Below are 23,828 nucleotides of genomic sequence, written 5' to 3' on the forward strand. Positions count from 1 at the left end.
TCGCCGCGCCCGGCGTGCGCAGCCTTGTCGGGAACTCCGGACCGGTCAAGCCCTGCACACGTACCGTTATGGACTACCGATTACCGTTTCCCCATGCATGCGATCACGATCACGCGGCCAGGTGGACCGGAAGTACTGGACTGGACGGAGCAACCCGATCCGCGACCCGGCCCAGGCGAGGTCGTGCTGGAGGTCGCCGCCACCGCCGTGAACCGCGCGGACCTGTTGCAGCGCCAGGGCAACTACGCGCCCCCGCGCGGCGTCACGGACGTGCCCGGTCTCGAGTGCGCGGGCACGGTCGCCGCGCTCGGTGCCGACGTGACCGGTGTCGAGGTCGGTGAGCGGGTGTGCGCGCTGCTCGCGGGCGGCGGGTACGCGACGAAGGTCGTCGTGCCAGCCGGGCAGGTCATGCCGCTTCCGTCCACTGTGGACGTTGTGACCGCGGCCGGGCTGCCCGAGGTCGCCGCAACGGTGTGGTCGAACGTGGTGATGGTGGCCGGACTGACCGAGGGCGAGACGCTGCTGGTGCACGGCGGCGCGGGCGGCATCGGCACGCACGCGATCCAGGTCGCGAAGGCGCTCGGCGCACGGGTCGCGGTGACCGCGGGCTCCGAGGAGCGGCTCGAACGGTGCGCGGAGCTCGGCGCGGACATCCTGGTCAACTACCGCGAACAGGACTTCGTCGAAGCGGTCAGAGAAGCCACCGACGGCCGGGGCGCCGACGTGGTGCTCGACAACATGGGCGCGAAGTACCTGCCCCGCAACGTGGACGTGCTCGCACGGCTCGGCAGGCTGGTCGTGATCGGCATGCAGGGCGGGGTCAAGGGCGAGCTGAACATCGGCAAGCTGCTGGCGAAGAACGGCATGGTCACCGCGACGTCCCTGCGGTACCGGCCGGTCGCCGAGAAGACCGCGATCTGCCAGGAGCTGGTCGCCATGCTGTGGCCGCTGATCGAGGCCGGCGAGGTCAGGCCGGTCACGCACGACGTGCTGCCGGTCGAACAGGCAGGCGAGGCGCACCGCAAACTCGAGGAAGGCGACGTGTTCGGCAAGTTGCTGCTGCGGATGCCTAACTGAGCGAGGTCAGGGCGGCGACGGCCTCGACGAGCGCGTCGATCTCGGCCGCCGTCGTGTAGTGCGCGAGGCCGACGCGGACCGCGCCGCCGACCTCGGCCACCCCGAGCGCCGCGAACACGCCGCTGGGCACGTCGTCGGCGAACGCGCAGATGCCGCGGTCGGCGAGGTGCACGATCGCGGTGGCCGCCTTGACGTCGGTGACGGTGAACGCGAGGGCCGGGATGCGGCGCATGGCGTCGCCGATGACCGTGACGTGCAGCAGGCCGCGCAGCTCGGAGATGAGCTTGCCGAGCATCCCGGCCTGGTAGGACTTGGCCGAGCCGATCGAGGTCTGCAGGCGGTCGCGGCGGCTGCCGGTGGCGGCGTCGTCGAGGCTCGCGAGGTAGTCCACGGACGCGACCAGGCCCGCGAGCAGCGGGTACGCGTGCTGCCCCAGCTCCATCCTGGCGGGCCCGGTCTGGTTCGGGCCGAGCGCGCACGCGGGCAGCCGGTCCAGCAGTGACGGGTCGGCGAACGCGAGCGCGCCGACCGCCGGACCGCCCCACGCGGTCGCGTTCACGGCGACCACGTCGGCGCCGAGCGCCTTGATGTCCATCGGCACGAACGGCGCGGCCGACGACGCGTCCACCACGACCAGCGACCCCGTCTCGCGGGCCAGCGCGGTGATCTTGTTCAGGTCCGGGCGGGTGCCGACCACGCCGGACGCCGCGGTCACGGCCACGACCTTCGTGCGGTGCGTGACCAGGCTCTCGTACTGCCACGCGGGCAGCTCGCACGTCTCGATGTCGATCTCGGCCCACCGCACGGTCGCGCCTGCCCGCTGTGCGACCCGCAGCCACGGCGCGATGTTCTGCTGGTGGTCGAGCCGGGACACGGCCACCTCGTCGCCGATGACCCAGCCCGCGCCGACGGCCTCCGCGAGCCGCTGCAGCAGCACCGCCGGGTTCGGCCCGAGCACGACCCCGGCCGGGTCGCAGCCCACGAGGTCGGCGATGGCGCGGCGCGCGGCGTCGACGATGGCCTCCGCGCGCTGGGAGGCGGGGAACACACCGCCCGGCCCGGACACGGGCGCGCGCAGCGCGGTGGAGACGGCGGTGGCGACCTGCTCCGGCACCTGCATGCCGGCCGGGGCGTCCAGGTGGATCCAGCCATCACCCAACGCGGGGAACCAGCCCCGAATCGCAGCGACGTCGAACGCCATGGCACCACACCGTACGGAGCCGCGCGGGGGGCTCGTTTGGGGGGTGCTCGTGACGGCTACCCTCGGACTCGTGCAGATGAACCCTGGCCAGGAGAACGAGCAGCCGCAGCACGTGGTCGTGATGGGCCCGGACGGCTCGCCCGTCGGTGCCGCCGCGATGAAGGACGGCGAGAACGCCGAGCAGATCGGCGACATGGTCGAGCAGCCCGCCAAGGTCATGCGCATCGGCACGATGATCAAACAGCTGTTGGAGGAAGTGCGGGCCGCACCTCTGGACGAGGCGTCCCGCAATCGTTTGCGGGAGATCCACACGCGGTCGATCGCCGAGCTGGAGGAAGGGCTCGCGCCGGAGCTCCAGGAGGAGCTGGAGCGGCTGTCGTTGCCGTTCACCGAGGAGAACACGCCATCGGACGCCGAGCTGCGGATCGCGCAGGCCCAGCTCGTCGGCTGGCTCGAAGGGCTCTTCCACGGCATCCAGACCGCGTTGTTCGCACAGCAGATGGCCGCGCGGGTGCAGCTGGAGCAGATGCGTCGCGGGCTGCCGCCGGGTGCCGGTGGCGAGACGCCGGAGGGCCCGCACATCCGAGGGACCGGACAGTACCTCTAGACGACCGATCCCCGTGAAGTGTCGTCAATGGGCCGTTCAGGGCGCCCAGCGCCCTGAACGCGCCTTTCAGGGCATTGCCACGCCGTCAACGCGCCTTCCCAGCACCCGACCGCCCACCAGCTAGAGCAGGACCGGGGTGCCCTGTTCGAACGCGAGCAGGTAGCGCTTGCGGGGCAGGCCGCCGCCGTAGCCGGTGAGGTTGCCGGTGGAGCCGACGACGCGGTGGCACGGGACGATGATGCTGACCGGGTTCTTTCCGTTCGCGAGGCCGACGGCGCGGGCGGCGGTCGGGTGGCCGAGGCGCTCCGCCAGTTCGCCGTAGGTGGTGGTCTCGCCGTACGGGATGGTGGCCAGCTCTGTCCACACGCGACGCTGGAACTCCGTGCCGTGCAGGGCGAGCGGCACGTCGAAGTCCTTCAGGTCGCCGTCGAAGTACGCGGTCAGCTGTTCGATGGCGTCGCGGGAGTGGCGGTCGTCGCGGGGGCCGAAGACCTCCGCCGCCGGGCGGTGCCGCTGCTCGTCCATGTACAGCCCGCACAGCACGCCGTCGCTCGCCACGAGTGTCAGCGGGCCGACGGGGGTGTCCATCACGGTGTGCGTGCGCATGACACCACCGTGCCCGGCCGCGCGGGTGCTCGCTGGCCGTTTTCGGACATCGACACGTTCATGTCCGAAAACTGCCGGACGGGTGACTCGTCCGCTGGTGGAGTTCCTGTCCATGACCTTTCGGGAACGACACTTCACCGGCGCGCCGCTCGTGCTGCCCAACGCGTGGGACGCGGCCAGCGCGCGGATCATCGAGCGGGCCGGCGCCGAGGCGATCGCCACGACCAGCGCCGGGGTCGCGTGGAGCCTCGGGGCGCAGGACGGGGACCGGCTCGACGCCGACGCGGCGGTGGCGGCGGCGGCGCGGATCGTGCGTGCCGTGGACGTGCCGGTGACCGCCGACATCGAGAGCGGGTACGGCGACGTCGCGCGGACCGTGCGGCTGGTGCGGGACGCGGGTGCGGCCGGGATCAACGTCGAGGACGGGCGCGTGGCGGCGCCGGAGCGGATCGCGGCGGCGCGGGCCGCCGGCGGGGACCTGTTCGTGAACGCGCGGATCGACACGTTCCTGCTGTCGGCGGGCGGGGTGGACGAGACGGTGGCGCGGGCGAAGGTATACGTGGACGCGGGTGCGGACGGGGTGTTCGTGCCGGGGGTGCACGACCCGGACGTGATCGCCGAGCTGGTGACGCGGATCCCGGCGCCGGTGAACGTGATGGCCGGACCGGGGGCGCCGTCGGTCGCCGCGCTCGCCGGGCTGGGGGTGCGGCGGGTGAGCGTGGGGCCCGCGATCGCGGTGGCGGCGTACTCGCTCGTGTCGGCCGCGGCGGCCGAGATCCTCGCTCACGGGACGTACGGCGGCACGGACGCGGTGTTGACGCACGGTGATCTGAACGGGTGCTTTGCTCACTGACCGCAGTTCGATCTCGTATCGAAAAGGGCCGGCCGGTCGGTATTGACATACCCATCGGTCGGTTTTTGGCGTGTGACGCACGCCACGGCGCAGGTCAGCGGGGTGCCGTGACGTGCGGCGAAATTCCCGGGCTCGAATTCCACGCCGATTCCAGCGTCGGTCATCCGTGCCGTGAAAGTCTGAGTTCGTGCCGGTTTCACCGGTGCGACTCGAATTTACGGGGAAGACCATGACAATCTCGATCACGAACCGGCCGGCGCCGTCGTGGCTACGAGAACTCGCCCACGGCCGCGCGGAGTACGAGGAACTACTTGGCTGGCCGGTCTCTGTGCAGGTGGGCAACAGGGTGCTCATCGTCGCGATCGGGCACACCGTGGAAGCGGTGACGATGCCTGCGACGCTGGGTGCGCGGGTGCGCGCGGAAATGGGGATCGCGATGCTGTCCGGACCGGTCGTCACCGACCCGGACGGCGTTCGCTGGACCTTCCTGACCAAGCCACTCGACCGGCTGCGGCCGAACACGACCGCCGATCTCTCCCATTTGCGAGTGGACGTGGCGCCGTACGGGAGCCACGTCGTGATCCCGACCGACCCCGGGGTGTCGGCGGGGAAGGTGTGGCGGTGGGTCGAGCCGCCCGCGCCGGGGAAGGCGCTGCCGCCCGCGTACGCGGTGATAGCGGTGACCCGGCGACTGGCGGAACTGAACCACCTGCTGGTGGCGTGAACGCAACGAAACGGGCCGAACCAACCCGCCCGAATCCGCGAACCGGCCGGAACGCAACCCCCACCCGAACCCGGGGGCGTCCCGCCATGCCAGTTTACCAGTGTTCACCGGCAGTCAGGGGATGTCGATCTTGACTGTGGACAACCGGGGCGGCTGTGGACAACTCGCGGCCGCGAGTCCCCGTTGTCCGGTGTAGACGCGGGCACCGACAGTTCCGGGCGACGTGGTGGCGCCCTCGTGGACGACCGGGGTCCGTTCACAGAGGTGGCGGCCGCCTTCACGGCGGCCGCCACCTCGTGCTCCCGCTCAGGCCTTGGACATCTCCCACGGGGCGTTCTGCCCGTTGTCGTCCCGGTGGCTCGAGTCGGAGATGTCGGTCGTGAGGCTCGGCCAGTGGCCGCCGGGGAAGCCCTCGTCGTTGGTGATGCGCTGGTTCAGGTCCTTGATCGACGGGAGCAGCGAGCCCGCCACGAACGCCTCCAGCACGGCGAGTGCGGCCGCGATGATGCCCCACACCTTCGCCGCGGACACCCCGGCCGCGGCGGCCGCCGGGGGTGCGCCGACGCCGGTCGCGGCGGCACCCGCCTCCGCGGTCAGCTCGATCACGAACGACACGACGGCCGCCACGATCGCGAGCCACGCGACGCCGATCGCGACCGCCAGCTTCATGAGGAGGTCGTCGATCTCGTCGGCCGCGGACTTCACCGCGCCGAGCGCCTTCTGTTGCAGCGGCAGGATGTTGCGGTACGCGTCGGCCGAGGTGCCCTTCCACTCGTCGTCGGTCCTGAGCGAGCCGACGTGGAAGACGTCCTGCCACGTGCTGGCCTTGCCGCCGACCTGCTCGGTCCACGTGGTGCCGTGGGTCCACAGCGTCCACGGCACCCCCGGCTGCGTGATGATCTTGCCGATCTCCGTCAGGATCTTGCCGACGAAGTCGCCGACGGCCCCCAGCGCGTCGTTGATCCTGTCCATCAGGAACCCGGGCAGCCAGTCCAGCACCGAGTTGATGTTGTCGATCAACCGCTGGAACTGCTTGGGAATCTTGTTCAGTGCCTCCCCTACCCGCCGGAGGATGTCCTGGAACTCCGCGTCGCTCAGTACCCCGCCCATGTCTCCCTCACCACACGTTGTTCAAGTTGTGCACGCCCGCTTCTTCTTCCTGCTGGTAGGTCTGTGCCGCGGCCAGCAACGCGTCGGACACGGCGTGGCACGTGGTCTCCCCCTCGCCGAGCAGGCGGACGAACTTGCTCTGGAAGTCGGCGTAGAGCTGCGTGACACCGCACTTGTCGGCGAGATACGAGAAGTGCAGTGCTTCCAGGTCGAGACCGTCCGCTGTGGACTTCGCGGCGGCGAGGTCGTCCGCGCAGCCGGTCCACGTCGTCGCGTCGTCGCGCAACGCGGCCAGCGCCACCTCGTACTGGTCCTTGGTCGGGGCCATCGGAGAGTCCTCCCTCTCTCGTGCTTTCAGCGGTCGAGGCCGAAGAGCCTCGCCACGAACTCCTGCGGGTCGGCGGTGAGCGCCTTCAGCTCGGCGACCGCGCTGTCGGCATCGCGGGCTGGGGCCTCCTCCTCCGCGCGCAGGTAGGCGGCCTCGAACGCGCTGCGCAGCTCGCCTGCGACCTCGAGGTGGTTGGCGCCGCCGATCCACATCGTGTTCGTCTCGACCCGCACCTCGGCGACGGTCGTGCCGTTCAGCACGACGACGACGTGACCGCCTTCGCTCTTGCCCTTCGTCGGTGCCGGGCGCGCCGGGCCGGGGTCCCGTCGGCGGCCGCGTTCCGGCGGCGCGGTCTCCTGCCCGACGCGGTGCAGCAGGTACAGCAGGTCCTCGATCGCGGCGGTCGACGGGTTGATCGTCACCGGCTCCCGCGTGCGGGGCGGTGCGGGTTCCCCGGGCTCGTCGCCTGCGCCGGGCACGCGGTCCGCCCACGCCGACACCCGGTTCACGGTCGCGGCGCCGACCGCCTCGACGACGGCGGCGCCGAGGCTGCGCGGGTCGATCTCCCGGTCCCAGTCCCTGGCCAGCTCGACGTCGGTGACCTGGCCGTCGGCGGTCACCGACACGGCGACCCGCTCGGTCGCGTCGTGGCCGGTGAACGTGTGCCCGGCGTCCTGCTCGACGGAGAAGATCCGCGCGAAACGGGCAGCGTCCCCCGCGAGCCGGTGCAGGTCGTCGAAGCCCGCTGGTGTGGTCACGGAGTACCTCCTGGTCATGATCGGCCCTGCGACGAGGAGGTCGGAACGGCCGTTCCCGGCCGAGGTGGATTGTTCGCCGAAGCAAACCGAACCTGGCAGACTTCCGGCGGAACCGCCGGCGCGGCCCGCGCATCTACCTTCCGAGATCCAGACCAGCAGCCCCGGGGGAGCACATGCCCGACATCGAGTACAGCTTCGGCACCGGAGAAGGAGCGCCGAACGTCCACCACTCGGAGGCCGACGTCGACGTGGACGGCGACGGCACCGCGGACGGTGTCGCGCTGGACTTCGACGGTGACGGCCGCGTCGACGACGTCATGTGGGACTCCGACGGGGACGGGGTCGCCGACACCGCGCTGCTCGACGGGGACGACGACGGCATCGCGGAGGACGCCTACAACGACCCGACCGGCCTGGGCACCTGGAACGCCGGCGGTCAGGGCGGCGCCGCGCAGCCGACCACGCAGGAGCCGCAGCCGGACCCGGCACCGGAGCCGCAGCCGTCCCCCGCGCCGACCGGCACGGACGACGTGCCGGTCGACACCCCGGTCGAGCCGGCCGAGCCGGACAACGACAACGGCTACGAGCCCTACGGCGACGAAGAGGGCGGTGGCGAGGGCGGTGGCGAGGGCGGTGCGGAGCCCGGCGCCGACGAGCCCGCGGCGGACCCGGAAGGCGGCGACGACACGTCGACCACGCCGGGTGACGACGGCGCGGAGGACCCCGTGGCCCCCGAGGACTCCGGCATGACGGACGACTCCGGCTACGAGCCCCGCGACGACGCGGACGACGACGCGGACGGCCTGTTCGACACCCTCGAGGACGCCCCGGACGTCGACCGCGACTCGATCAGCGAGTGGTACGACGACCTGACGAGCTAACTAGGATGACGGCTCGTCGGGCTCGCCGCCGTTCCCGTTGGCCCGGGCGCGCAGCGGCAGCACGAACCACAGCAGCGTGAACATCACGCCGACCAGCGTGGCGAACACCGCCGCGACGACCGGGCCCGCGACGACCTTGAACAGCAGCAGCACGGTCGCGGTCATCGCGGTCGCGAGGCACGCGAGCCCGGCCACCATCAGCTGGTTGGCGACCCGCAGGATCTGCGGGCGCTGCCCCTGCCGGAACAGCAGCCGGTGCCAGGCGGCCGGTGCGGTCAGCATTGCGACGGAGGCGGTGGCGAACACGACGGCGACCAGGTGCACGATCTGCTCGAACCCGGACGCCCGCGCGTAGTGCTGGGTGAACGCGACGGCGAGCAGGAAGCCGAACAGGAACTGCACACCCGCCTGCGCGACGCGTAGTTCCTGCAGCAGTTCGCTGACGTTGCGGGCGAGTTGCTCGTCCCTGGACTCGGTGCCGGGAGAACTGTCGTGGGGAGCCAACGCCATTCCCACGGGTTACCTCGCGACGACGCGCCCGAAACCGGTGGCAGGTTCAGGACGGCGGTGACATCCGCAGCACCGCCACACCGTCCACCGTGTACAGCGCCGTGATCGTGAAACCGTTGACGGTGGCGGTCGACGAGAAGCCGGGGTCCGCGTACACCGACACCGACACCGTGCCGCCACCGACGGTCGTGCCGGACAGCTGGGCGCCGTCCACGCCGTCCACCCTGGTGAGGGTCAGCTGCGCGAGACCGGTGCCGGGGTCGAACGGGATCGTCACCGGCGCACGCAGTTCGACCTCGCACGTTCCGTCGTAGCAGGCCCTGACGTCCGAGCCGTCGGCCGCGGGCGGGATGTCCTCGTTCGTCGGCGGCGGCTCGGCCGTGCCGGACGGGGCCGGCGCGCTCGTCGCCGGGTTCGAGCCGACGGTCTGCCCGGTGCCGATCGGCGCACCCGCCACCTCGTTCGTGCACGCGGAAAGCAGCAGCGACAGCGCTGAGACGGCGACGAGCCGCCTGGCATCATGGATCGGCACGGCGAGTCCTGTCTCCTCGGGGGGAGTTGTCTGGTTGGACGACATGACCGACGACCAGTTTCCCAGCCAGCCGGAGCTGTCCGAGCAACTGCCGCGGTACCGGCTGATCCGGAAGCTGGCGGAGACCAGGATGAGCGTCATCTACCTCGCCGAGGAGAAACACCTCGGCGACCGGCAGGTCGCGCTCAAGGTCATCGCGCCGGCGCTCGCGTACGAGCCCGCGTTCCGCGAGCGGTTCCGCAGGGAGACGCTGTCGGCCGCGAACCTGAGCCATCCCGGCATCGTCCCGGTCTTCTCCGCGCCGGCCGACGACGAGCTGCTGTACCTGGTCATGCCCTACATCGACGGACCGAACCTGCGCGACCTGCTCAAGGCGGGCCCGCCGGACCTGGCCTGGACCGTCCACCTGATCCGGTCGGTCGCGTCGGCGCTGGACTTCGCGCACGCCAACGGGGTCGTGCACCGGGACGTGAAACCCGGCAACATCCTCGTCGAACGACAGACGGGCCGGGTGTGGCTGTGCGACTTCGGGATCGCCGCTCCGGTGCTGGGTGAGCGGCTCACCGAGGTCGGCAGGCGCGTCGGCACGCCCGGCTACCTCGCGCCGGAGCTGATCCCCGGCGGCGAGGCCGACGCGGCGCCCGTCGACCCGCGCGCGGACGTGTACTCGCTCGGTGTCGTGCTCTACCAGTGCCTCACCGGCCGCGCGCCGCACCAGCACTCCGACACGAACGCGCTGCTGTGGGCGCAGGGGCACGAGGACCCGCCGCCGGTGACGTCGGTGCGGCCGGAACTGCCGCCCGCGCTGGACGAGGTGCTGGCGACGGCACTCGCGAAGCGGCCAGCGGACCGGTACGCGTCGTGCACGGAGCTGGCCGGCGAGCTGGCCGCCGCGGTCAGCGGTGGCCGGGTGCGCGGGGCGCGGCGGCGCGGAACACCGCGCCGTACGGTGAACTGGAAGCCCGCGGCGGCGATCGCCGCGGCCGCCGCGGTGGTCGCCGCCGCGGTGGTGTTCGTGGTGAACGGCGCGGGCGGGACCGCGGGCGCCAGCCCCGTCTTCCGGGTCCCGCCGCCGCTGCGCGGGGACTGCGACGAGACCTCCGCTGCCCTGCCCGGCGGCGAGACGGCGCTGGACTGCCGGGACGGCGACCGGTTCGTGCGGTTCACCCTGTTCCCCGATCGGTCCACTATGGACAACGCGTACGGCGGGCTGGTGGGGGAGTCGGGCATCGCCAGCGACCGCGGCGACTGCACGGTCGCGACCGGCGCGGAACACCGCTACCCCAACGCGGGCGACCAGACCGGCCGCGTCCTGTGCCACACCGACGGCGGCACCACCCGTCTCGTGTGGACCGACGACGAGCGGCGCACGGTCGCGCAGGCCGAGATCCGCGAGGCGGACGACCAGCGGCTCGTCGACGAGTGGAAGGGCTGGGCGGCGATCCCGGCGTTCCCGACCCCGGCCGAGCAGTCGCTGATCGACCTGGTCGAGCTGAGCCGCTGCGAACGGACGCGGGCAGGCACGCTCGCCACGTTCCGCGACCTGCGGGCGGCGATCGACTGCGACCCGGTCAGCGACGGCGCGGCCGCCGTGTCCTACTTCCGGTTCAGCACCGTCGACGCGCTGCGGCGCACCCACGACCAGCACGCCGCGACCGCGAACGCGCCGACCGGCGTGGACTGCACCGGTGCGGAGGTCCCGCCGAACTTCCTCGGCAACCGGCCATACGACCTGCGCAGCGTCGACCTCGGCTCGATGCTCTGCTACCAGGGCGCGCGGGACACGCCGGTGCTGGAGTGGACGCTCGAACCCCTGCGGCTCATGGTCCGCGCGACCGGCAGCGGTACGCCCGCGGACCTGGTGCGGTGGTTCAAGCGCACCTACGGGCTGCCGCTGCCCGCGATCGTCGCGGCGGTCAACGAGACCGCGACGCCGCCGTTCCCGCGGCCCGCGGAGTCCGCGCTGCTGGCGCACGTCCCGGACAACACCCGCAACAACTGCATGCGGCCCTCGGCCGGGCAGGTCGAGACCAACGAGGCGACCGGCGCCACCGCCGCCGTGGTGTGCGGGCCGTCGCCCGGCGCGCCGATCGTCTTCTACTACCAGTTCCCGGACAAGGCGTCGATGGACGCGTCGCACACCGCGCAGTCCACGGTGAGCGGCGGCGACTGCCTCGCGAACCCGCCGGGCTTCGCCGCCGACGCGCCCTACGCGCGGGGCGGGGACACCGGCAGGCTCCAGTGCGGCACCGGTCCCCACGAGAACCTCTACCTGATCTGGACCTCGGACCGGACCGACATCCTGGGGCTCGCCTTCCAGGGCTACACGCGGGAGGACCTGCTCACGTGGTGGCGGGACGGCGCAGGCCCCGTGCTCTAGGACCCGGCCGGGTCTTTTTGCCGCGCGGTCACGATGATCGCGAGGATGGCGCCGAGGGTCAGCGCGATGTCCGCGACGTTCCCGACGAACCACCCGTTGTAGTCGATGAAGTCGACCACGTGACCGCGTGCGAACCCGGGGTCGCGGAACAGCCGGTCGAGCAGGTGCGTGGTCGCGCCGCCGAGCAGCATCGCGAACGGGACCGCGTGGCTCACCGGGAGCGGTTTGCACAGGTACCAGAACAGCCAGCCGACGGCGCCCGCCGCGATGATCGTGAACAGCCACGTCGCGTTCTCGCCGATGGAGAACGCCGCGCCGGGGTTGTAGAGCAGCCGGAACTGGATGAAGTCCCCGAGCACCGGGATCGGGTCGCGGCCGGTGAGCGTGCGCTCCGCCCAGAACTTCGTGGCCTGGTCGGCGACGAGCACGACCGCCGCGATGCCGAGGGCGAGCGGCAGCCTGCGAACAGGCCTGGTGTCCGGCGTGGTGTCCGGGTCGGTGTCCATCGTGCGCCAGCGTAGCCATCTCAGTCCGCGCCGGTCTCCAGGAGGCGCAGGTCAGGGGGACGCAGGGTCGCGGTCTGCAGCAGCTCCTGGATCAGCTGGTGGTTGACCATGTTGCCCGCCGGGTCGCCCCAGTCCGCCAGCCGCAGCCCCGCCACGTACGGGATGAGCCGCTCACGGACCTTCAGGACCACGTTCGCCGCCTGCTTGTGCGTCCAGTCCGACCGGGTGCCCACCGCGTTGTTCAGGTCGATCGCGACCTGCTTCCACGACTGCGGCTGCGGGTGCGGCTCCTGCCGCAGGTACCGCAGCGCGAGCGCGGTCACCACCAGCCGCTCGGTGGCGTCGAGGTGCCAGCCCTCCGGCTCGGCCGTGTCGGTCGGGTCGTCGGCGCCCACGAGTGTGTCCCGGCGGCCCGCGCCGACCACCCGCACCTCCAGCAGGTGCTCGCGGCGCCTGGACGTGCGGATGAACAGCGGGCTGTAGCCCTCGGCGAGCGGGATCTCGTTGCCCGACAGCAGGAAGCGGGACTGCGGAAGGCGGATCGGCAGCTTGCCGTCGTTGCGCAGCCACCACTCGCCGCCGCCTCGGGTGATGCGGCCCTGGAAGCGGCTCATCCTCGGGTCGTCCGGGCCGATGCACACGTGCACGTCCGGTTCCTTGCGGCCGAAGACGACCTCGAACGCGGGCCGGGGCGGTGCGGCGAACCCGCCGTCGGCGGCGAGCACGAACAGGCTGCCGGGTGGCGCGGGCGGCACCCGGCCCGCCAGTCCACCGGGCGAGGGCGGCAGCGGCTGGGGCGGGAACTCGCTCACGATCCGGTCTCCGCGTCGTCCGGTTCGAGCAGGCGCAGGTCCGGCGGCACGAGCGTGGTGGACAGCAGCAGCTCACGCAGCAGGTTGTCGTTGAGCTTGTTGCCGACCGGCTCGCCGACCTCCTCGCGGGTCAGCCCGGCCACCCCGGACCTCGACAGGCGCGCCCGCACGGCGGTGACCGTGTGCTCCACCTTGCGTGCGGTCCACGTGCCGGGTGCCAGCTCGTTGAGCTGTCCGGCGACCTGCTGGCGGCCCATCGGCTGCGGGTCGGCCTCGTGCAGCAGGTAGCGCTGGCCGAGCGCGACCAGCACCAGCCGCTCGTCGGCCTCCAGCCGCCACGTGCGGGGCGGCTCGGTCGGGTCGCCCGGCCTCGGCGCGGGACGGGAGCCGTCGTCACCGGCCACGTACAGTTCGAGCAGGTGTTCGCGGCCGCGCGTGCCAGGCACGAACAGCGGTGTGTACCCGGCGGCGAGCGGCAGCGACTCCTCGTTGCTGAACAGCCACTGCGAGCCGGGCAGCCGGATCGGCAGGCGGCCGGTGTTGCTCACCCACCAGCGCCCGTCCTGGCAGGTCAGCAGGCCGTGCTGGCGGCTGACGCGCCGGTCGTCCTCGCCGATGCAGATGTGCACCTCCGGCTTGTTGCGGCCGAACACGACGGTGCGCCCCTCCCGAGGGCCGACGGCGAACCCGCCGCCGATCGCGAGTGCGTAGATCGCGCCGGGCGCGGAGCGGGGCACCCCGAACGCGAGGCTGTCGTGGCTGCTCGACAGGTGCTGACCGTCGGCGAACAGGGTGCTCCCGTCCATGCGACCTCCCCGGGGTGCGGTGCTTTCTCAGTATGGGCCGGGGTCCCCGGGACCGGTCCCCTGCGCTTTTCGCGGCGCCATCTCGAAGGCCATCAGCGTCGCCCCGACCGGCGCCGTGCCGGGGGTGCGGGGTGGGCGGGAGTGCTCGTGCAGCTCGTGCATCAGGTCGTGCAAACGTTTGCGGTACTCGGTCCACACCGCGGGCTCGACCCACAGCTCGGCGTCGGTCACGACCATCTCCGAGCCCGGCACGCGCTGCGCGAGCCGTTGGCGCAGGTTGCGTGCTGGGGACCCGCGCGACGCTGCTGTGGACAGGTGCCGCGGCGTGCCTCGGGGTGGTGTGGCTGCTCGCGGCGCCCGCCGCGCGGCGGACCGGAATTGTCGGTGCCGCCGGATAGCTTGACCGGCATGCAGTCAGCGTTGCTGTCCGGTGTCGACATCGCCGGCGTCGAGGAGGCGGCCGGGAAGTCCTCCTATGCCCGTGGCGTGAAGTACGCGCGGGACCGTGCCGTGCTGTCGCTGTGGTGGGACGAGGACGCGTGCGCGGTGCGGGGCCGGGTACGCGGCTCGTGGGGCGAGGTCTACGACACCACCGCGTACTTCCGGTCCGGCGGCGGTCCCGCGCTCGCGTTCGCGGAGGGCGAGTGCAGCTGCCCGGTGGCGATGGACTGCAAGCACACCGTGGCCCTGGTGCTGACCGCCGCGGGCCGGTCGGCTCCGCGGCCGTCGCCGGATGGCGGCGCCGAGCTGTGGTCGACGCTGCTGGCGGCGACCGCGGCCTGGCGCGACGGACCGCCCAAAGTCTCGCCGCCGAAGCTCCTGGTGCACGCCACCTACGGCGAGGAGCACTGGCTGGAGGTGTCGTGGGAGTGGGAGTACCAGGTCGGTGACCAGCTGGTACGTGCCACGCCGGGAGGGCCTGCCGTGCCCCACCGCGACCTGGCGGCCGAGTCGGCGCTGCTCGCCGACCTGGACGACCTGCCGCTGGACCGGTTCGGATTGCGCCGAGGTCGCCGGTTGCAGCCAAGGCGCGTGCGGGGCATCGACACGATGTTGTTCACCACCGAGGTGCTGCCGCTGCTCGCCCGGCCCGGCGTGGTCGTCTCGGTGGACGGCGAGCCCGCCGACTACCGCGAGGTCGGCGACTCGCTGACGATCGGCGTGTCCACCTCGGACGTGCCGGGGGACAACGACTGGTTCGGCCTCGGGGTGACCATCTCGGTCGAGGGCCGCGAGGTGCCGTTCCTCGACGTGTTCGTCGCGCTGGCAAGGGGCAGGTCGCACCTGCTGCTGGCCGACGGCGCCTACTTCTCGCTGGAGAAGCCGGAACTGCGGACGCTGCGCGAGCTGATCGACGAGGCGCGGTCGCTGCACGAGGCGTCCGACGGGACCCTGAGGATCAGCCGCTACCAGGCCGGGCTGTGGGACGAGCTGACGCGGCTCGGGGTCGTGGAACGGCAGTCGGCGACGTGGGAGCGGCAGGTGAACGGGCTGCTGTCGCTCGACTCGGTGCCGCGCGCGGCGGTGCCGTCCACCGTGGACGCCCGGTTGCGCCCCTACCAGGTGGACGGGTTCCAGTGGCTCGCGTTCCTGTGGGAGCACCGGCTCGGCGGCATCCTCGCCGACGACATGGGGCTGGGGAAGACACTGCAGTCGCTGGCGCTGATCTGCCACGCCGCCGCGGCCGAGCCGTTCCTGATCGTCGCGCCGACCAGCGTGGTGGGCAACTGGGTGGCGGAGGCGGCGCGGTTCACCCCGCACCTGCGGGTGGCCGCGGTGACCAGGCGCGGGCCCCTGCCCGTCGACGTCGACGTGGTCGTCACCTCGTACACGCTGCTGCGGCTGAACGTCGACGCGTACGCGGACGTGTCGTGGGCCGGGCTGCTCATGGACGAGGCGCAGTACACCAAGAACCACCAGTCGAAGGTGTACCAGTGCCTGCGGCGGCTGCCCGTGCCGGTGAAGGTCGCGATCACCGGCACGCCGATGGAGAACAACCTGATGGAGCTGTGGTCGCTGCTGTCGATCACCGCGCCCGGCCTGTTCCCCAGCCCCACGCGGTTCAGGGACCACTACGCGCGCCCCATCGAGAAGGAGAACGACACCGAGCTGCTGGCGCGGCTGCGGCGGCGGGTGCGGCCGCTGATGAAGCGGCGCACGAAGGAGCAGGTGGCGAAGGACCTGCCGCCCAAGCTGGAACAGGTGCTGGAGGTGGACCTGCACCCGCGCCACCGCAAGCTGTACCAGACGGTGCTGCAGCGGGAACGGCAGAAGGTGCTGGGCCTGCTTTCCGACCTGGACGGCAACCGGTTCGCGATCCTGCGGTCGCTGACGTCGCTGCGGCGGCTGTGCCTGCACGCGGGCCTGGTCGACGCCGACCACGCCGACCTGCCCTCGGCCAAGGTCGACGCGCTCGTCGAGCAGTTGCGGGACGTGCTCGGCGGCGGGCACCGGGCGCTGGTGTTCAGCCAGTTCACCGGCTTCCTTGCGACGGTGCGCGACCGGCTGGACGCCGAGGGGGTCGAGTACTGCTACCTCGACGGCAGGACCAGGGACCGCGCCGAGGTGCTGGCCCGGTTCAAGGAGGGCGCCGCGCCGGTGTTCCTGATCAGCCTCAAGGCGGGCGGGTTCGGGCTGAACCTGACCGAGGCCGACTACTGCTTCCTGCTGGACCCGTGGTGGAACCCGGCGGCCGAGGCGCAGGCGGTGGACCGGACGCACCGCATCGGGCAGACCCGCAACGTCATGGTCTACCGGCTGATCGCGCGGGACACGATCGAGGAGAAGGTGCTGGCGCTGCAGCGGCGGAAGGCGGAGCTGTTCAAGGGCGTCATGGACGACGGCGACCTGTTCAGCCCGGCGCTGACCGCGGAGGAGGTGCGTGAACTGCTGGTCTGAACTGTTCCGCCTCCCCGCGATTCGAAGTGTCGGTCGCAGCGAACGCTCCGCACAGCCGGTGACGTGTGGCTGGCTGCCCCGAGGTCTCGTCGACTGCCGCGAGACTGTGCGACACCGCGCCGGTGAACCCCCGGGACGCGCCGGGCCGGGCACCGCTCACAATGGAGGCATGGCAGCTGTCCCGTCCACGCTGCGGATCGGCCCGTACCAGGTCGACCCGCCGGTGGTGCTCGCCCCGATGGCGGGCATCACGAACGTGGCGTTCCGGCGACTGTGCCGCGAGTACGGCGCCGGGCTGTACGTGTGCGAGATGATCACCGCGCGGGCCCTGGTCATCCGGGACCCGAAGACGTGGCACATGATGACGTTCGACCCGAGCGAGCACCCCCGGTCGGTGCAGCTCTACGGCGTCGACCCGGCCACCATGCGCGAGGCCGTGAAGATCATCGTCGGTGAGGGCCTCGCCGACCACATCGACACGAACTGGGGCTGCCCGGTCGTCAAGGTCACCCGCAAGGGCGGCGGCGCCGCGCTCCCGTACAAGCGGAAGCTGTTCGCGAACATCATCCGCGCGACGGTGGACGCGGCGGGCGACATCCCGGTGACCGCGAAGTTCCGCATCGGCATCGACGACGAACACCACACCTACCTCGACGCGGGCCGCATCGCCGAGGCCGAGGGCGCCGTGGCGGTGGCACTGCACGCCAGGACCGCTGCGCAGCGCTACTCGGGCCAGGCTGACTGGACCCACATCGCGCGCCTGAAGGAAGCGGTCACGTCGATCCCCGTGCTGGGCAACGGCGACATCTTCACGGCGGCGGACGCGCTGGCCATGGTGGAGAAGACCGGCTGCGACGGCGTGGTCATCGGCCGGGGCTGCCTGGGCCGCCCGTGGCTGTTCGGCGAGCTGCAGGCCGCGTTCGAGGGCCGCCCGCTCCCCGAGCCCCCGCCGCTCGGCGAGGTGGCGAAGGTGCTGCGCCGCCACGCGGAACTCCTCGTCGAACACGACGGCGAGGAGAAAGGCATGCGCGACCTGCGCAAACACATGGCGTGGTACCTCATGGGCTTCCCGGTGGGCTCCGCACTGCGCCGTAAGTTCGCCATGGTCACCGCCCTGTCCGAACTGGACGACCACCTGGGAGAACTGGACCACGACGCCCCGTTCCCGACCACGGCCGAGGGCCCACGCGGCCGCCAGGGCTCACCGGGCAGGGTCACGCTGCCCTACGGCTGGCTGGACGACCCCGACGACCCCACGATCCCGGCGGGCGCCGACATGATGCACTCGGGCGGCTGACTACTCCCGGCAGACCGCGTTCCGCAGTGCCACCACGTTGCTCTCGTAGACGTCGTTCCCGTCGCTCGCCTGCACCTGGAAGCAGTACTTGAGGCCGTCCTCCACCGGAAGGGTCATCGAGAGGTCCCGCTCGGCCGGTTCATACCGCCTGTCCTTCCCCTCCGCCGCGACGACCACGATGAAGTCGAGCTCCTCGGGCGCGGTCCAGTTCAGGCGCACCTTGTCGGTCAGTTCGACGGGCTCGGCCAGCTCGATCTCGACGTCCTTCCCGGTCGAGCCGCCACCGTCCGACGGAAGCTGTGGCACGCTGGAGATCTCCTCCGGCTCACCCCGGAAGAGGAGCAACGGGACGAGGGCGAGCAGCGCGAGGAGAAGCGCGGCCCCGGCGAGCAGGTCGTAGCGGAGGAGCTTCCTCGGCCCCTGCCCTGGCGGCGGGAGCGGGCCGGCGAGCACCTTCACCTGCCCACGCCCCGGACGCGGACCGGCAACGCCGGCGAAATCGTCGTCGAAGTCCAGGTCGTGCCGGACGGCAGGGGACCGTGGCTGCGCCCGGAACTCGACGGTCGCCGGAGTGGGCAGCGCCGCGGTGGGTGGTTCCGAGGGCGGCGCCGAAGGTGCGGGCGGCAGTTCGCTGGGCGATCCCGCCAGCGAGGCGGCGCCAGGCGATGCCGCGGGCGGTTCGGTGGGCGCCGGGGTCAGCGTGGCCAGTGGTAGCGCCGGTGGGGCGGGAACACCCGGTGAGGTTTGCTCGGCGGGCGGCTCCGCGGCGACCGGCGGAGGCACCGGGGGCTGGACAACCGGCGGTGCCACGGCCGGAGCCCGGGCAACGGGAGGTGGGCCGACGGGACGCGGAGCGACCGCCGGGCGGTAGGCCGGTGGCGCCGGGGGGCCGGGGTAGGCGAAGTCGTCGAAGTCGTCGCCGACGGCGGGCAGGCTCGCCACGGGCGGGGGCGGCGGCGCCTGACCGGTGGGCGGCATGGGCGCCGGACGGGAGGCGCCGAAGTCGTCGAAGTCGTCGGCCGCCGGGCGCTGCGGGGAGCCGGGCAGCATGGCACCGAGTTGACCGGCCACCGCACTCGCGTCGCCGAGGCGGCGTGCCGGATCGGCGGCCAGCAGCCGAGCGACCAAAGTGGACAGTCCGATCGGGACGTCCGGGTTGTTGATCGCCGGTACCGGTGCCCCCAGGATGCGCAGCACCCGCTCGCCCGGCTGCTCACCGAGGCGGCCAGGGTGGGGCGAGCGGCCGCTCAGCGCGTAGTGCAGGACGGCACCCAGCCCGTAGAGGTCCGTGTCCTCGTTGAGCACGCCGGTGCGCAGCGTCTCCGGCGGCAGGAACTCGATGGCGTACAACGGATCCCGGGCGAACGCCTGGCGCAGTGTCACGCCGAGGTCCGCCAGCACCGGCTCGCCGGTGGTGCGGAACAGGATGTTGTGCGGCGACACCCCGCCGTGCACCACACCGGCACCGTGGGCCGCGGCCAGTGCCACCGCCACCGCCCGGCCCAGCACCACGACGTCGGCCGGGGGAAGCGGTCCGACGCGCTCCACCAGTGCGGCAAGGGACTGGGTGCACCGCTCCATCCGGACCGCGGACTCGCCGGTGTCCAGCTCGTCGACACCGGCGACCGGCAGGATCGAGGTGACCCGCCGCACGGTGGACAACTTGGCCTGCTCCTTGTTGAACGCGGCCATCGTGCGCTTGTCGAGTCGCTTCGGGAAGACCTTCCACACCACCGGAAGCCCGGCTCGCTGTCCTGAGTAGACGGTCGCGACCGGGCCGTCGTCGACGCGGTGCAGCCCGGCGCTGTCGATCGTCGCCACCGTGTCGCCTCCCGACATGTCCGCTACCTGCCGAAGCGGTACCGGCTACCTGCTCGTCAAGTCATGGTAAGTCTGCCCGCCGACACGGCGGACCGGCCCGGCAGGTTGCTGCCGCCGCCGCACGAACCCGTCAGGAAGACGAGCATGAACACCACAGGCCTGGTCCGGGTGACCGTCGCGGCGCCCGCCAGACGAATCGACCTCGCCCTACCGGAACGCTCGCCCCTCGCCGAGCTGCTACCCGGCCTGCTCCGCCACGCAGGCGAGGACCTCGCCGACGCGGGCGCCCGCTCCGGCGGCTGGGTACTGCGCCGCCCCGACGGCACCGTCCTGGAACCGGCCCGCCCGCTGGCCGCGCAACGCGTCCGCGACGGCGAGATCCTCCACCTCACCCACGCCCACACCGACTGGCCGGAACTGGAGTACGACGACCTGGTGGACGCGATCGCCACCGGCTCGGCCAGGGGCGGCAGCACGTGGGGACCCCGCCACACGCGCCACGCCAGCCTCGCGACCGGCGCGCTGGCCGCGGGGCTGTGCCTGGTCGCCGTGCTCCGTGCCGGACCGCCGTGGTCCGGTCCGGCACTGTGGTCGCTCGCGGCCGCGGCGGTGCTGCTGGTCGCCGGGATCGCACTCGCCAGGGCAGGCGGCGACGCCGGAGCGGGCGCGGTCTGCGCCATGGTCGCGCTGCCCTTCGCGTTCGCCGGGGGCGGTCTGCTCTTCGCGGGCGACCGGGCGCTCACCGCGCTCGGCGCGCCGCAACTGCTCTCCTCGGGCGCCGCGCTGCTGCTGGCCGCGATGGTGGGCCTGTTCGGGGTGGTCGACCGGGCCGCGGTCTTCGTCGCCGGGGCCACCACCGGGCTGCTCGCTCTGGTCGGCGGCTGGCTCACCACCTGGGACACGCTGGCGGCCCACGAGACGGCCGCGCTGGTCGCCGGGCTGGGCCTGGCGTTCTCGCCCACACTGGCCCCGCTGGCGCTGCGGCTGAGCCGGGTGCCGATGCCGGTCCTGCCGCGCGGGGCGGCCGACCTGGTGCGCGACGACCCGCAGCCGCCGCGCAGCGCCGTCTACGCGGCCGTGCTGCGGGCCGACGCGTTGTTGACGGGCATGGTCGCCGGACTGGCGGTGGCCGCGTCGGTCTGCCTGGTGCTGCTCGTCAGGAGCACCAGCGAGGCAGGCCTCGTGCTGGTGTGCCTGCTGACGGCCGGATACCTGCTGCGGGCCAGGCTCCACCCCATCGCCCGGCAGCGGGTGCCGATGCTCTGCGCAGGCCTGGCCGGGGCGTGCTGCCTCGGACTGGGGCCGCTGATGGCCGACCGGGACGACCTGCTCCTGGTGGCCGGGCCGGGCCTGCTGCTCGCCGGCGCGTTCGTGACACTGCTCGGGATGGTGCACAGCACCCGCAGGCCGAACCCGTACCTGGGCCGCTACGCGGAGATCCTCGAGGTGCTGCTGTTGCTGGCGGTCGTGCCGGTGACGTGTTCCGTGCTCGGCCTGTACGGCTGGGTGCGCGGGCTGGGCGGCTGACATGGCGTCCAAACGAGATCAGCTGCACGCCCACCAGTTCCTGGTGCAGCGCACCGTCTCCGCGCTGGTCACCAGGGAGACCGACCCGGAGCAGCCGCCGTTCCGCCGTCCCGGGACCGCCGCCTTCGCGGGCATCGCGATCGCGGTCGTCGCGCTGGCCGCGGTCGGCGTGTACGGGCTGATCAACCCCGGTGGCAACGACTCATGGCGGGACGGCAGGTCCGTGATCGTCGAGGAGGAGACCGGCGCCAGGTACGTGTACCTCGGCGAACGGCTGCACCCGGTGGCGAACTACACCTCGGCGCTGCTCGCGATCGGCGACCACGCCGCGACGACGAGCGTCTCCCGCGACTCGCTGGCCGGTGTGCCGCGCGGACCGCGGATCGGCATCCCGGACGCGCCGGACGCGCTGCCCGGCACGGACGGGCTCCTCGCGGGCGGCTGGACCATGTGCTCGCAGCAGTCGCCGGACGACACCGGGACCGTGCTGACGCGGTCGGTCATGCTGGTCGGCATGCAGCCGCCAGCCGACCTCGGCGAGCGGGCCGTGCTCGCGTACGTGCCGGACACCGGTGAGCGGCACCTGCTCCTGAACGGCTACCGGCACGCGATCGGCAGGACCGACGCCGTCGCGGTGTCGCTCGCGCTGCGGGCCACCCCGGCGATCCGGATCAGTCCCGCGGTGCTCGAGGCGATCCCGGCGGGCAGGCCGATCGCGCCGATCGCGGTGCCGGACATGGGCAAGCCGTCGAAGGCGGTCCCCAGCCGCCCCGAGCTGCGCAACGGTCAGCTGGTGGTCGTCGGGACGTCCGGGGGCCCCCAGCACTACCTGGTGGAACCGGCGCGGCTGCGGCCGATCACCGAGCTGCAGTACGACCTGCAGCGCGGTTTCGCCTCGACCGCGAAGGCATACCCGGACGCGGAGGTGACCGGCATCGGGGTCGGGATGATCCACGTCGGCTCGGCCCGGCAGACGTCGCTGCCCGAGCCCGCCGATGGCGACCCGCCGACGGTCCGCCCGGACTTCGCGGAGGGCGGGGTGTCCGCCACGCTGTGCCTGACGTTCGACCCCGGCGCGGCCGTGCCGAGGTTCGCACTGGACCCGGCGATGCCGGAGATCGACCCGATGACGGCCACCCCACGCCACACCGGCGACGGTGTCGCACTGGCCGACCGCGTGGTGGTCCCGCCGGGCGGCGCCGCCGTCGTCGAGTCGATGCCGAGCGAGACCGCCCCGGCGGGCACGCTGGTGCTGGTCACCGATCTGGGGATCGGCTTCCCGCTCGCGGACCGGGACGTGCTGCCGGTGCTCGGTTACGGGAACAGCGAGCCGGTGCGCCTCCCGGCCGGTGTGGTCAGCAGGATCCCGCTGGGGTCCGGGCTCTCGCACGACGCCGCGATGCGCAGACCACCGGACGTCTAGGTGATCTCGTGAAGTCGGTGTGAGTGGGTGGCCGGTTGTCGTGTGCTGGTCGCGTCGGTTTCGGTTGGGTGTGCTGGCTGCGGTTGGTGTGGTGGGTTGTCCTCGCCGGACGGGCAGGTCTCGGGGGTGGCGGAGGGGTGGGTTGGCTGCGGCTGGTTCGGGTGGGCTTACGCCACCGTCAGGGGCGCTTAGCGCCCCGGGCTTGGCGCTGTGAAAGGCGCGTTCACGGCATTCGGGGTGCTGTCAATGGGCCGTTCACGGCGCTCAGCGCCGTGAATGTGCCTTTGACGGCACCGGTTGTGCCGTGAACGCGCCTTTCACGGCATCGGCTCAGCCCCGTCGGGCGTCCGCACTCAGCCACCAACCGCCTGCGGTGCGCAGGCGTCGCTGGGTCGGGACCAACACTTTGTTCCCGGGGAGGCGGACTGGTGGCCGCAACCGGTCAACGACCGGCCCGGCGCCCGTGCCGGTCGTCAGAATCGACATCGACCACACGACCCGGGAGCGTGCGATGGACACACGACCACGAGTCGGCCCGGCGGTCGACTATCCCAGGATGCGGGCGGGACTGCTGACCTTGCGCGAGCGGCTGGCCGACGTGCGGGAGACCGCCGAGTCCGACGACGGCCTGATCACGGTGACGGTCGGCGCCCGCAACGAGCTGCTCGGCCTGGAGCTCGACCCGCGCGTGTTCCGCACCCCGGACTCGGCCGCGCTGGCCGCCGACATCCTCGGGACCACGCGCCGCGCGGCCGAGCAGGTCCGCGGGCGGCTCCACGAGCTGACCCGCTCCCTGCTCGCCGACCAGGAGGGCGGGCGCCGGTGAACGGGTTCGCCGCCATGGATCCCGGCCCCGTCGAGGAGGCCGCGCAGCGGCTGCGCCAGCACGGGGAGCAGCTCGCGTCCGGCTGGGGTGCGGCGAAGTCCGCGATCTCCGGCGCCGAGGCCGGCATCGGGACCGGCCGGCTGGCGGACGCGTTCCGGCAGACCTACCAGCCCGCGAGCCAGACGGTCACGACCAACGCCGACGCGTTTCCCCCGAAGTTCGCCGACCTCGCGGCCGACACCTCGCTCGCCGCCGGCATCTACACCGGCATGGACGACGGGACGACCTCGCTGTTCGGGGCGGCAGGTGCGGCCGACCCGCTGAATCCGCTCGGGGGAGGCTGAC

At 72.4% G+C, this 23,828-nt stretch carries 24 protein-coding genes; 12 read left to right on the forward strand and 12 right to left on the reverse strand.

What is annotated here, in order from left to right; all coding sequences use genetic code 11:
• Positions 1-93: 93 nt before the first annotated feature.
• Positions 94-1,077: an NAD(P)H-quinone oxidoreductase gene (locus tag ACFPCV_RS35190; protein WP_378061435.1), complete on the forward strand. Its 984-nt coding sequence runs from the start codon at positions 94-96 to the stop codon at positions 1,075-1,077.
• Here the strand turns inward: ACFPCV_RS35190 and ACFPCV_RS35195 are convergent.
• A complete protein-coding gene (locus ACFPCV_RS35195) occupies positions 1,070-2,278 on the reverse strand; it encodes a cysteine desulfurase-like protein (RefSeq protein ID WP_378061436.1) in 1,209 nt (402 codons plus the stop codon). The two genes, ACFPCV_RS35190 and ACFPCV_RS35195, sit on opposite strands and share 8 nt — an antisense overlap.
• Positions 2,279-2,354: 76 nt before the next feature.
• Here ACFPCV_RS35195 and ACFPCV_RS35200 point away from each other — a divergent pair, with 76 nt between their 5' ends.
• The gene (locus ACFPCV_RS35200) at positions 2,355-2,885 is read left to right on the forward strand and encodes a bacterial proteasome activator family protein (protein ID WP_378061721.1); all 531 of its coding nucleotides are present in this window, start codon (positions 2,355-2,357) and stop codon (positions 2,883-2,885) included.
• A gap of 120 nt (positions 2,886-3,005) precedes the next feature.
• Here the strand turns inward: ACFPCV_RS35200 and ACFPCV_RS35205 are convergent, their stop codons facing one another.
• Positions 3,006-3,491 carry a methylated-DNA--[protein]-cysteine S-methyltransferase gene (locus tag ACFPCV_RS35205; protein WP_378061437.1) on the reverse strand — a complete coding sequence of 162 codons (486 nt, stop codon included), beginning with the start codon at positions 3,489-3,491 and terminating at the stop codon, positions 3,006-3,008.
• Between the two features lie 82 nt (positions 3,492-3,573).
• Between ACFPCV_RS35205 and ACFPCV_RS35210 the strand changes: the two genes are divergently transcribed.
• Together ACFPCV_RS35210 and ACFPCV_RS35215 are read left to right on the forward strand one after the other, a co-directional pair.
• Positions 3,574-4,344: an isocitrate lyase/PEP mutase family protein gene (locus tag ACFPCV_RS35210; RefSeq protein WP_378061438.1), complete on the forward strand. Its 771-nt coding sequence runs from the start codon at positions 3,574-3,576 to the stop codon at positions 4,342-4,344.
• 229 nt (positions 4,345-4,573) lie between these two features.
• A complete protein-coding gene (locus ACFPCV_RS35215; RefSeq protein ID WP_378061440.1) occupies positions 4,574-5,068 on the forward strand; it encodes a hypothetical protein in 495 nt (164 codons plus the stop codon).
• A gap of 306 nt (positions 5,069-5,374) precedes the next feature.
• Here the strand turns inward: ACFPCV_RS35215 and ACFPCV_RS35220 are convergent, their stop codons facing one another.
• Genes ACFPCV_RS35220 through ACFPCV_RS35230 form a run of 3 tightly spaced genes read right to left on the reverse strand, consistent with a single transcriptional unit; the run spans position 5,375 to position 7,264 of the window.
• Positions 5,375-6,178, reverse strand: coding sequence for a hypothetical protein (locus tag ACFPCV_RS35220; RefSeq protein WP_378061442.1), 804 nt, complete (start codon positions 6,176-6,178; stop codon positions 5,375-5,377).
• A 7-nt stretch (positions 6,179-6,185) separates the two neighbouring features.
• On the reverse strand, positions 6,186-6,506 hold the full coding sequence (locus ACFPCV_RS35225; RefSeq protein WP_378061443.1) for a hypothetical protein: 321 nt from the start codon (positions 6,504-6,506) through the stop codon (positions 6,186-6,188).
• 26 nt (positions 6,507-6,532) lie between these two features.
• Entirely contained in the window at positions 6,533-7,264 is a 732-nt protein-coding gene (locus ACFPCV_RS35230) for a hypothetical protein (RefSeq protein ID WP_378061444.1), read from the reverse strand.
• Positions 7,265-7,437: 173 nt separating this feature from the next.
• Between ACFPCV_RS35230 and ACFPCV_RS35235 the strand changes: the two genes are divergently transcribed.
• Positions 7,438-8,145, forward strand: a complete 708-nt coding sequence (locus ACFPCV_RS35235; RefSeq protein WP_378061445.1) for a hypothetical protein — start codon at positions 7,438-7,440, stop codon at positions 8,143-8,145.
• Here the strand turns inward: ACFPCV_RS35235 and ACFPCV_RS35240 are convergent, their stop codons facing one another.
• Positions 8,146-8,655: a DUF6328 family protein gene (locus tag ACFPCV_RS35240; RefSeq protein WP_378061446.1), complete on the reverse strand. Its 510-nt coding sequence runs from the start codon at positions 8,653-8,655 to the stop codon at positions 8,146-8,148.
• Positions 8,656-8,701: 46 nt separating this feature from the next.
• Positions 8,702-9,187 (reverse strand): hypothetical protein, encoded by a 486-nt coding sequence (locus ACFPCV_RS35245; protein ID WP_378061447.1) that lies wholly within the window; start codon positions 9,185-9,187, stop codon positions 8,702-8,704.
• A gap of 43 nt (positions 9,188-9,230) precedes the next feature.
• Here ACFPCV_RS35245 and ACFPCV_RS35250 point away from each other — a divergent pair, with 43 nt between their 5' ends.
• Positions 9,231-11,567 carry a serine/threonine-protein kinase gene (locus ACFPCV_RS35250; protein ID WP_378061448.1) on the forward strand — a complete coding sequence of 779 codons (2,337 nt, stop codon included), beginning with the start codon at positions 9,231-9,233 and terminating at the stop codon, positions 11,565-11,567.
• Here the strand turns inward: ACFPCV_RS35250 and ACFPCV_RS35255 are convergent.
• From ACFPCV_RS35255 to ACFPCV_RS35270, 4 genes are read right to left on the reverse strand one after another with little or no spacing between them, the layout of a single operon-like run.
• On the reverse strand, positions 11,564-12,073 hold the full coding sequence (locus ACFPCV_RS35255; protein WP_378061449.1) for a signal peptidase II: 510 nt from the start codon (positions 12,071-12,073) through the stop codon (positions 11,564-11,566). The two genes, ACFPCV_RS35250 and ACFPCV_RS35255, sit on opposite strands and share 4 nt — an antisense overlap.
• Before the next feature lie 20 nt (positions 12,074-12,093).
• A complete protein-coding gene (locus ACFPCV_RS35260) occupies positions 12,094-12,885 on the reverse strand; it encodes an FHA domain-containing protein (protein ID WP_378061450.1) in 792 nt (263 codons plus the stop codon).
• The gene (locus tag ACFPCV_RS35265; RefSeq protein ID WP_378061452.1) at positions 12,882-13,691 is read right to left on the reverse strand and encodes an FHA domain-containing protein; all 810 of its coding nucleotides are present in this window, start codon (positions 13,689-13,691) and stop codon (positions 12,882-12,884) included. The genes ACFPCV_RS35260 and ACFPCV_RS35265 overlap by 4 nt, the downstream gene beginning before the upstream one ends.
• 27 nt (positions 13,692-13,718) lie before the next feature.
• On the reverse strand, positions 13,719-13,922 hold the full coding sequence (locus ACFPCV_RS35270) for a hypothetical protein (RefSeq protein WP_378061454.1): 204 nt from the start codon (positions 13,920-13,922) through the stop codon (positions 13,719-13,721).
• Positions 13,923-14,099: 177 nt separating this feature from the next.
• On the opposite strand from ACFPCV_RS35270, the gene ACFPCV_RS35275 reads away from it, so the two are divergent.
• Both ACFPCV_RS35275 and dusB read left to right on the forward strand, forming a co-directional pair.
• Positions 14,100-16,589: a DEAD/DEAH box helicase gene (locus tag ACFPCV_RS35275; RefSeq protein WP_378061455.1), complete on the forward strand. Its 2,490-nt coding sequence runs from the start codon at positions 14,100-14,102 to the stop codon at positions 16,587-16,589.
• A 169-nt stretch (positions 16,590-16,758) separates the two neighbouring features.
• Entirely contained in the window at positions 16,759-17,886 is a 1,128-nt protein-coding gene (gene dusB, locus ACFPCV_RS35280; protein ID WP_378061457.1) for a tRNA dihydrouridine synthase DusB, read from the forward strand.
• On the opposite strand, the gene ACFPCV_RS35285 is transcribed toward dusB, so the two are convergent.
• Positions 17,887-19,725, reverse strand: coding sequence for a serine/threonine protein kinase (locus tag ACFPCV_RS35285; protein ID WP_378061458.1), 1,839 nt, complete (start codon positions 19,723-19,725; stop codon positions 17,887-17,889). It lies immediately after the preceding gene.
• 126 nt (positions 19,726-19,851) lie between these two features.
• Here ACFPCV_RS35285 and eccD point away from each other — a divergent pair, with 126 nt between their 5' ends.
• From eccD to ACFPCV_RS35305, 4 genes are all read left to right on the forward strand, one after another.
• Positions 19,852-21,234, forward strand: coding sequence for a type VII secretion integral membrane protein EccD (eccD, locus tag ACFPCV_RS35290; RefSeq protein WP_378061460.1), 1,383 nt, complete (start codon positions 19,852-19,854; stop codon positions 21,232-21,234).
• Position 21,235: 1 nt separating this feature from the next.
• Entirely contained in the window at positions 21,236-22,657 is a 1,422-nt protein-coding gene (eccB, locus tag ACFPCV_RS35295) for a type VII secretion protein EccB (RefSeq protein WP_378061461.1), read from the forward strand.
• 511 nt (positions 22,658-23,168) lie between these two features.
• Entirely contained in the window at positions 23,169-23,483 is a 315-nt protein-coding gene (locus ACFPCV_RS35300; RefSeq protein ID WP_378061462.1) for a YbaB/EbfC family nucleoid-associated protein, read from the forward strand.
• Positions 23,480-23,827 carry a hypothetical protein gene (locus tag ACFPCV_RS35305; protein ID WP_378061463.1) on the forward strand — a complete coding sequence of 116 codons (348 nt, stop codon included), beginning with the start codon at positions 23,480-23,482 and terminating at the stop codon, positions 23,825-23,827. The genes ACFPCV_RS35300 and ACFPCV_RS35305 overlap by 4 nt, the downstream gene beginning before the upstream one ends.
• Position 23,828: the final 1 nt, after the last annotated feature.

Origin of the sequence: Actinophytocola glycyrrhizae (assembly GCF_042653545.1) — a bacterium.
GTDB classification, from domain to species: domain Bacteria; phylum Actinomycetota; class Actinomycetes; order Mycobacteriales; family Pseudonocardiaceae; genus Actinophytocola; species Actinophytocola glycyrrhizae.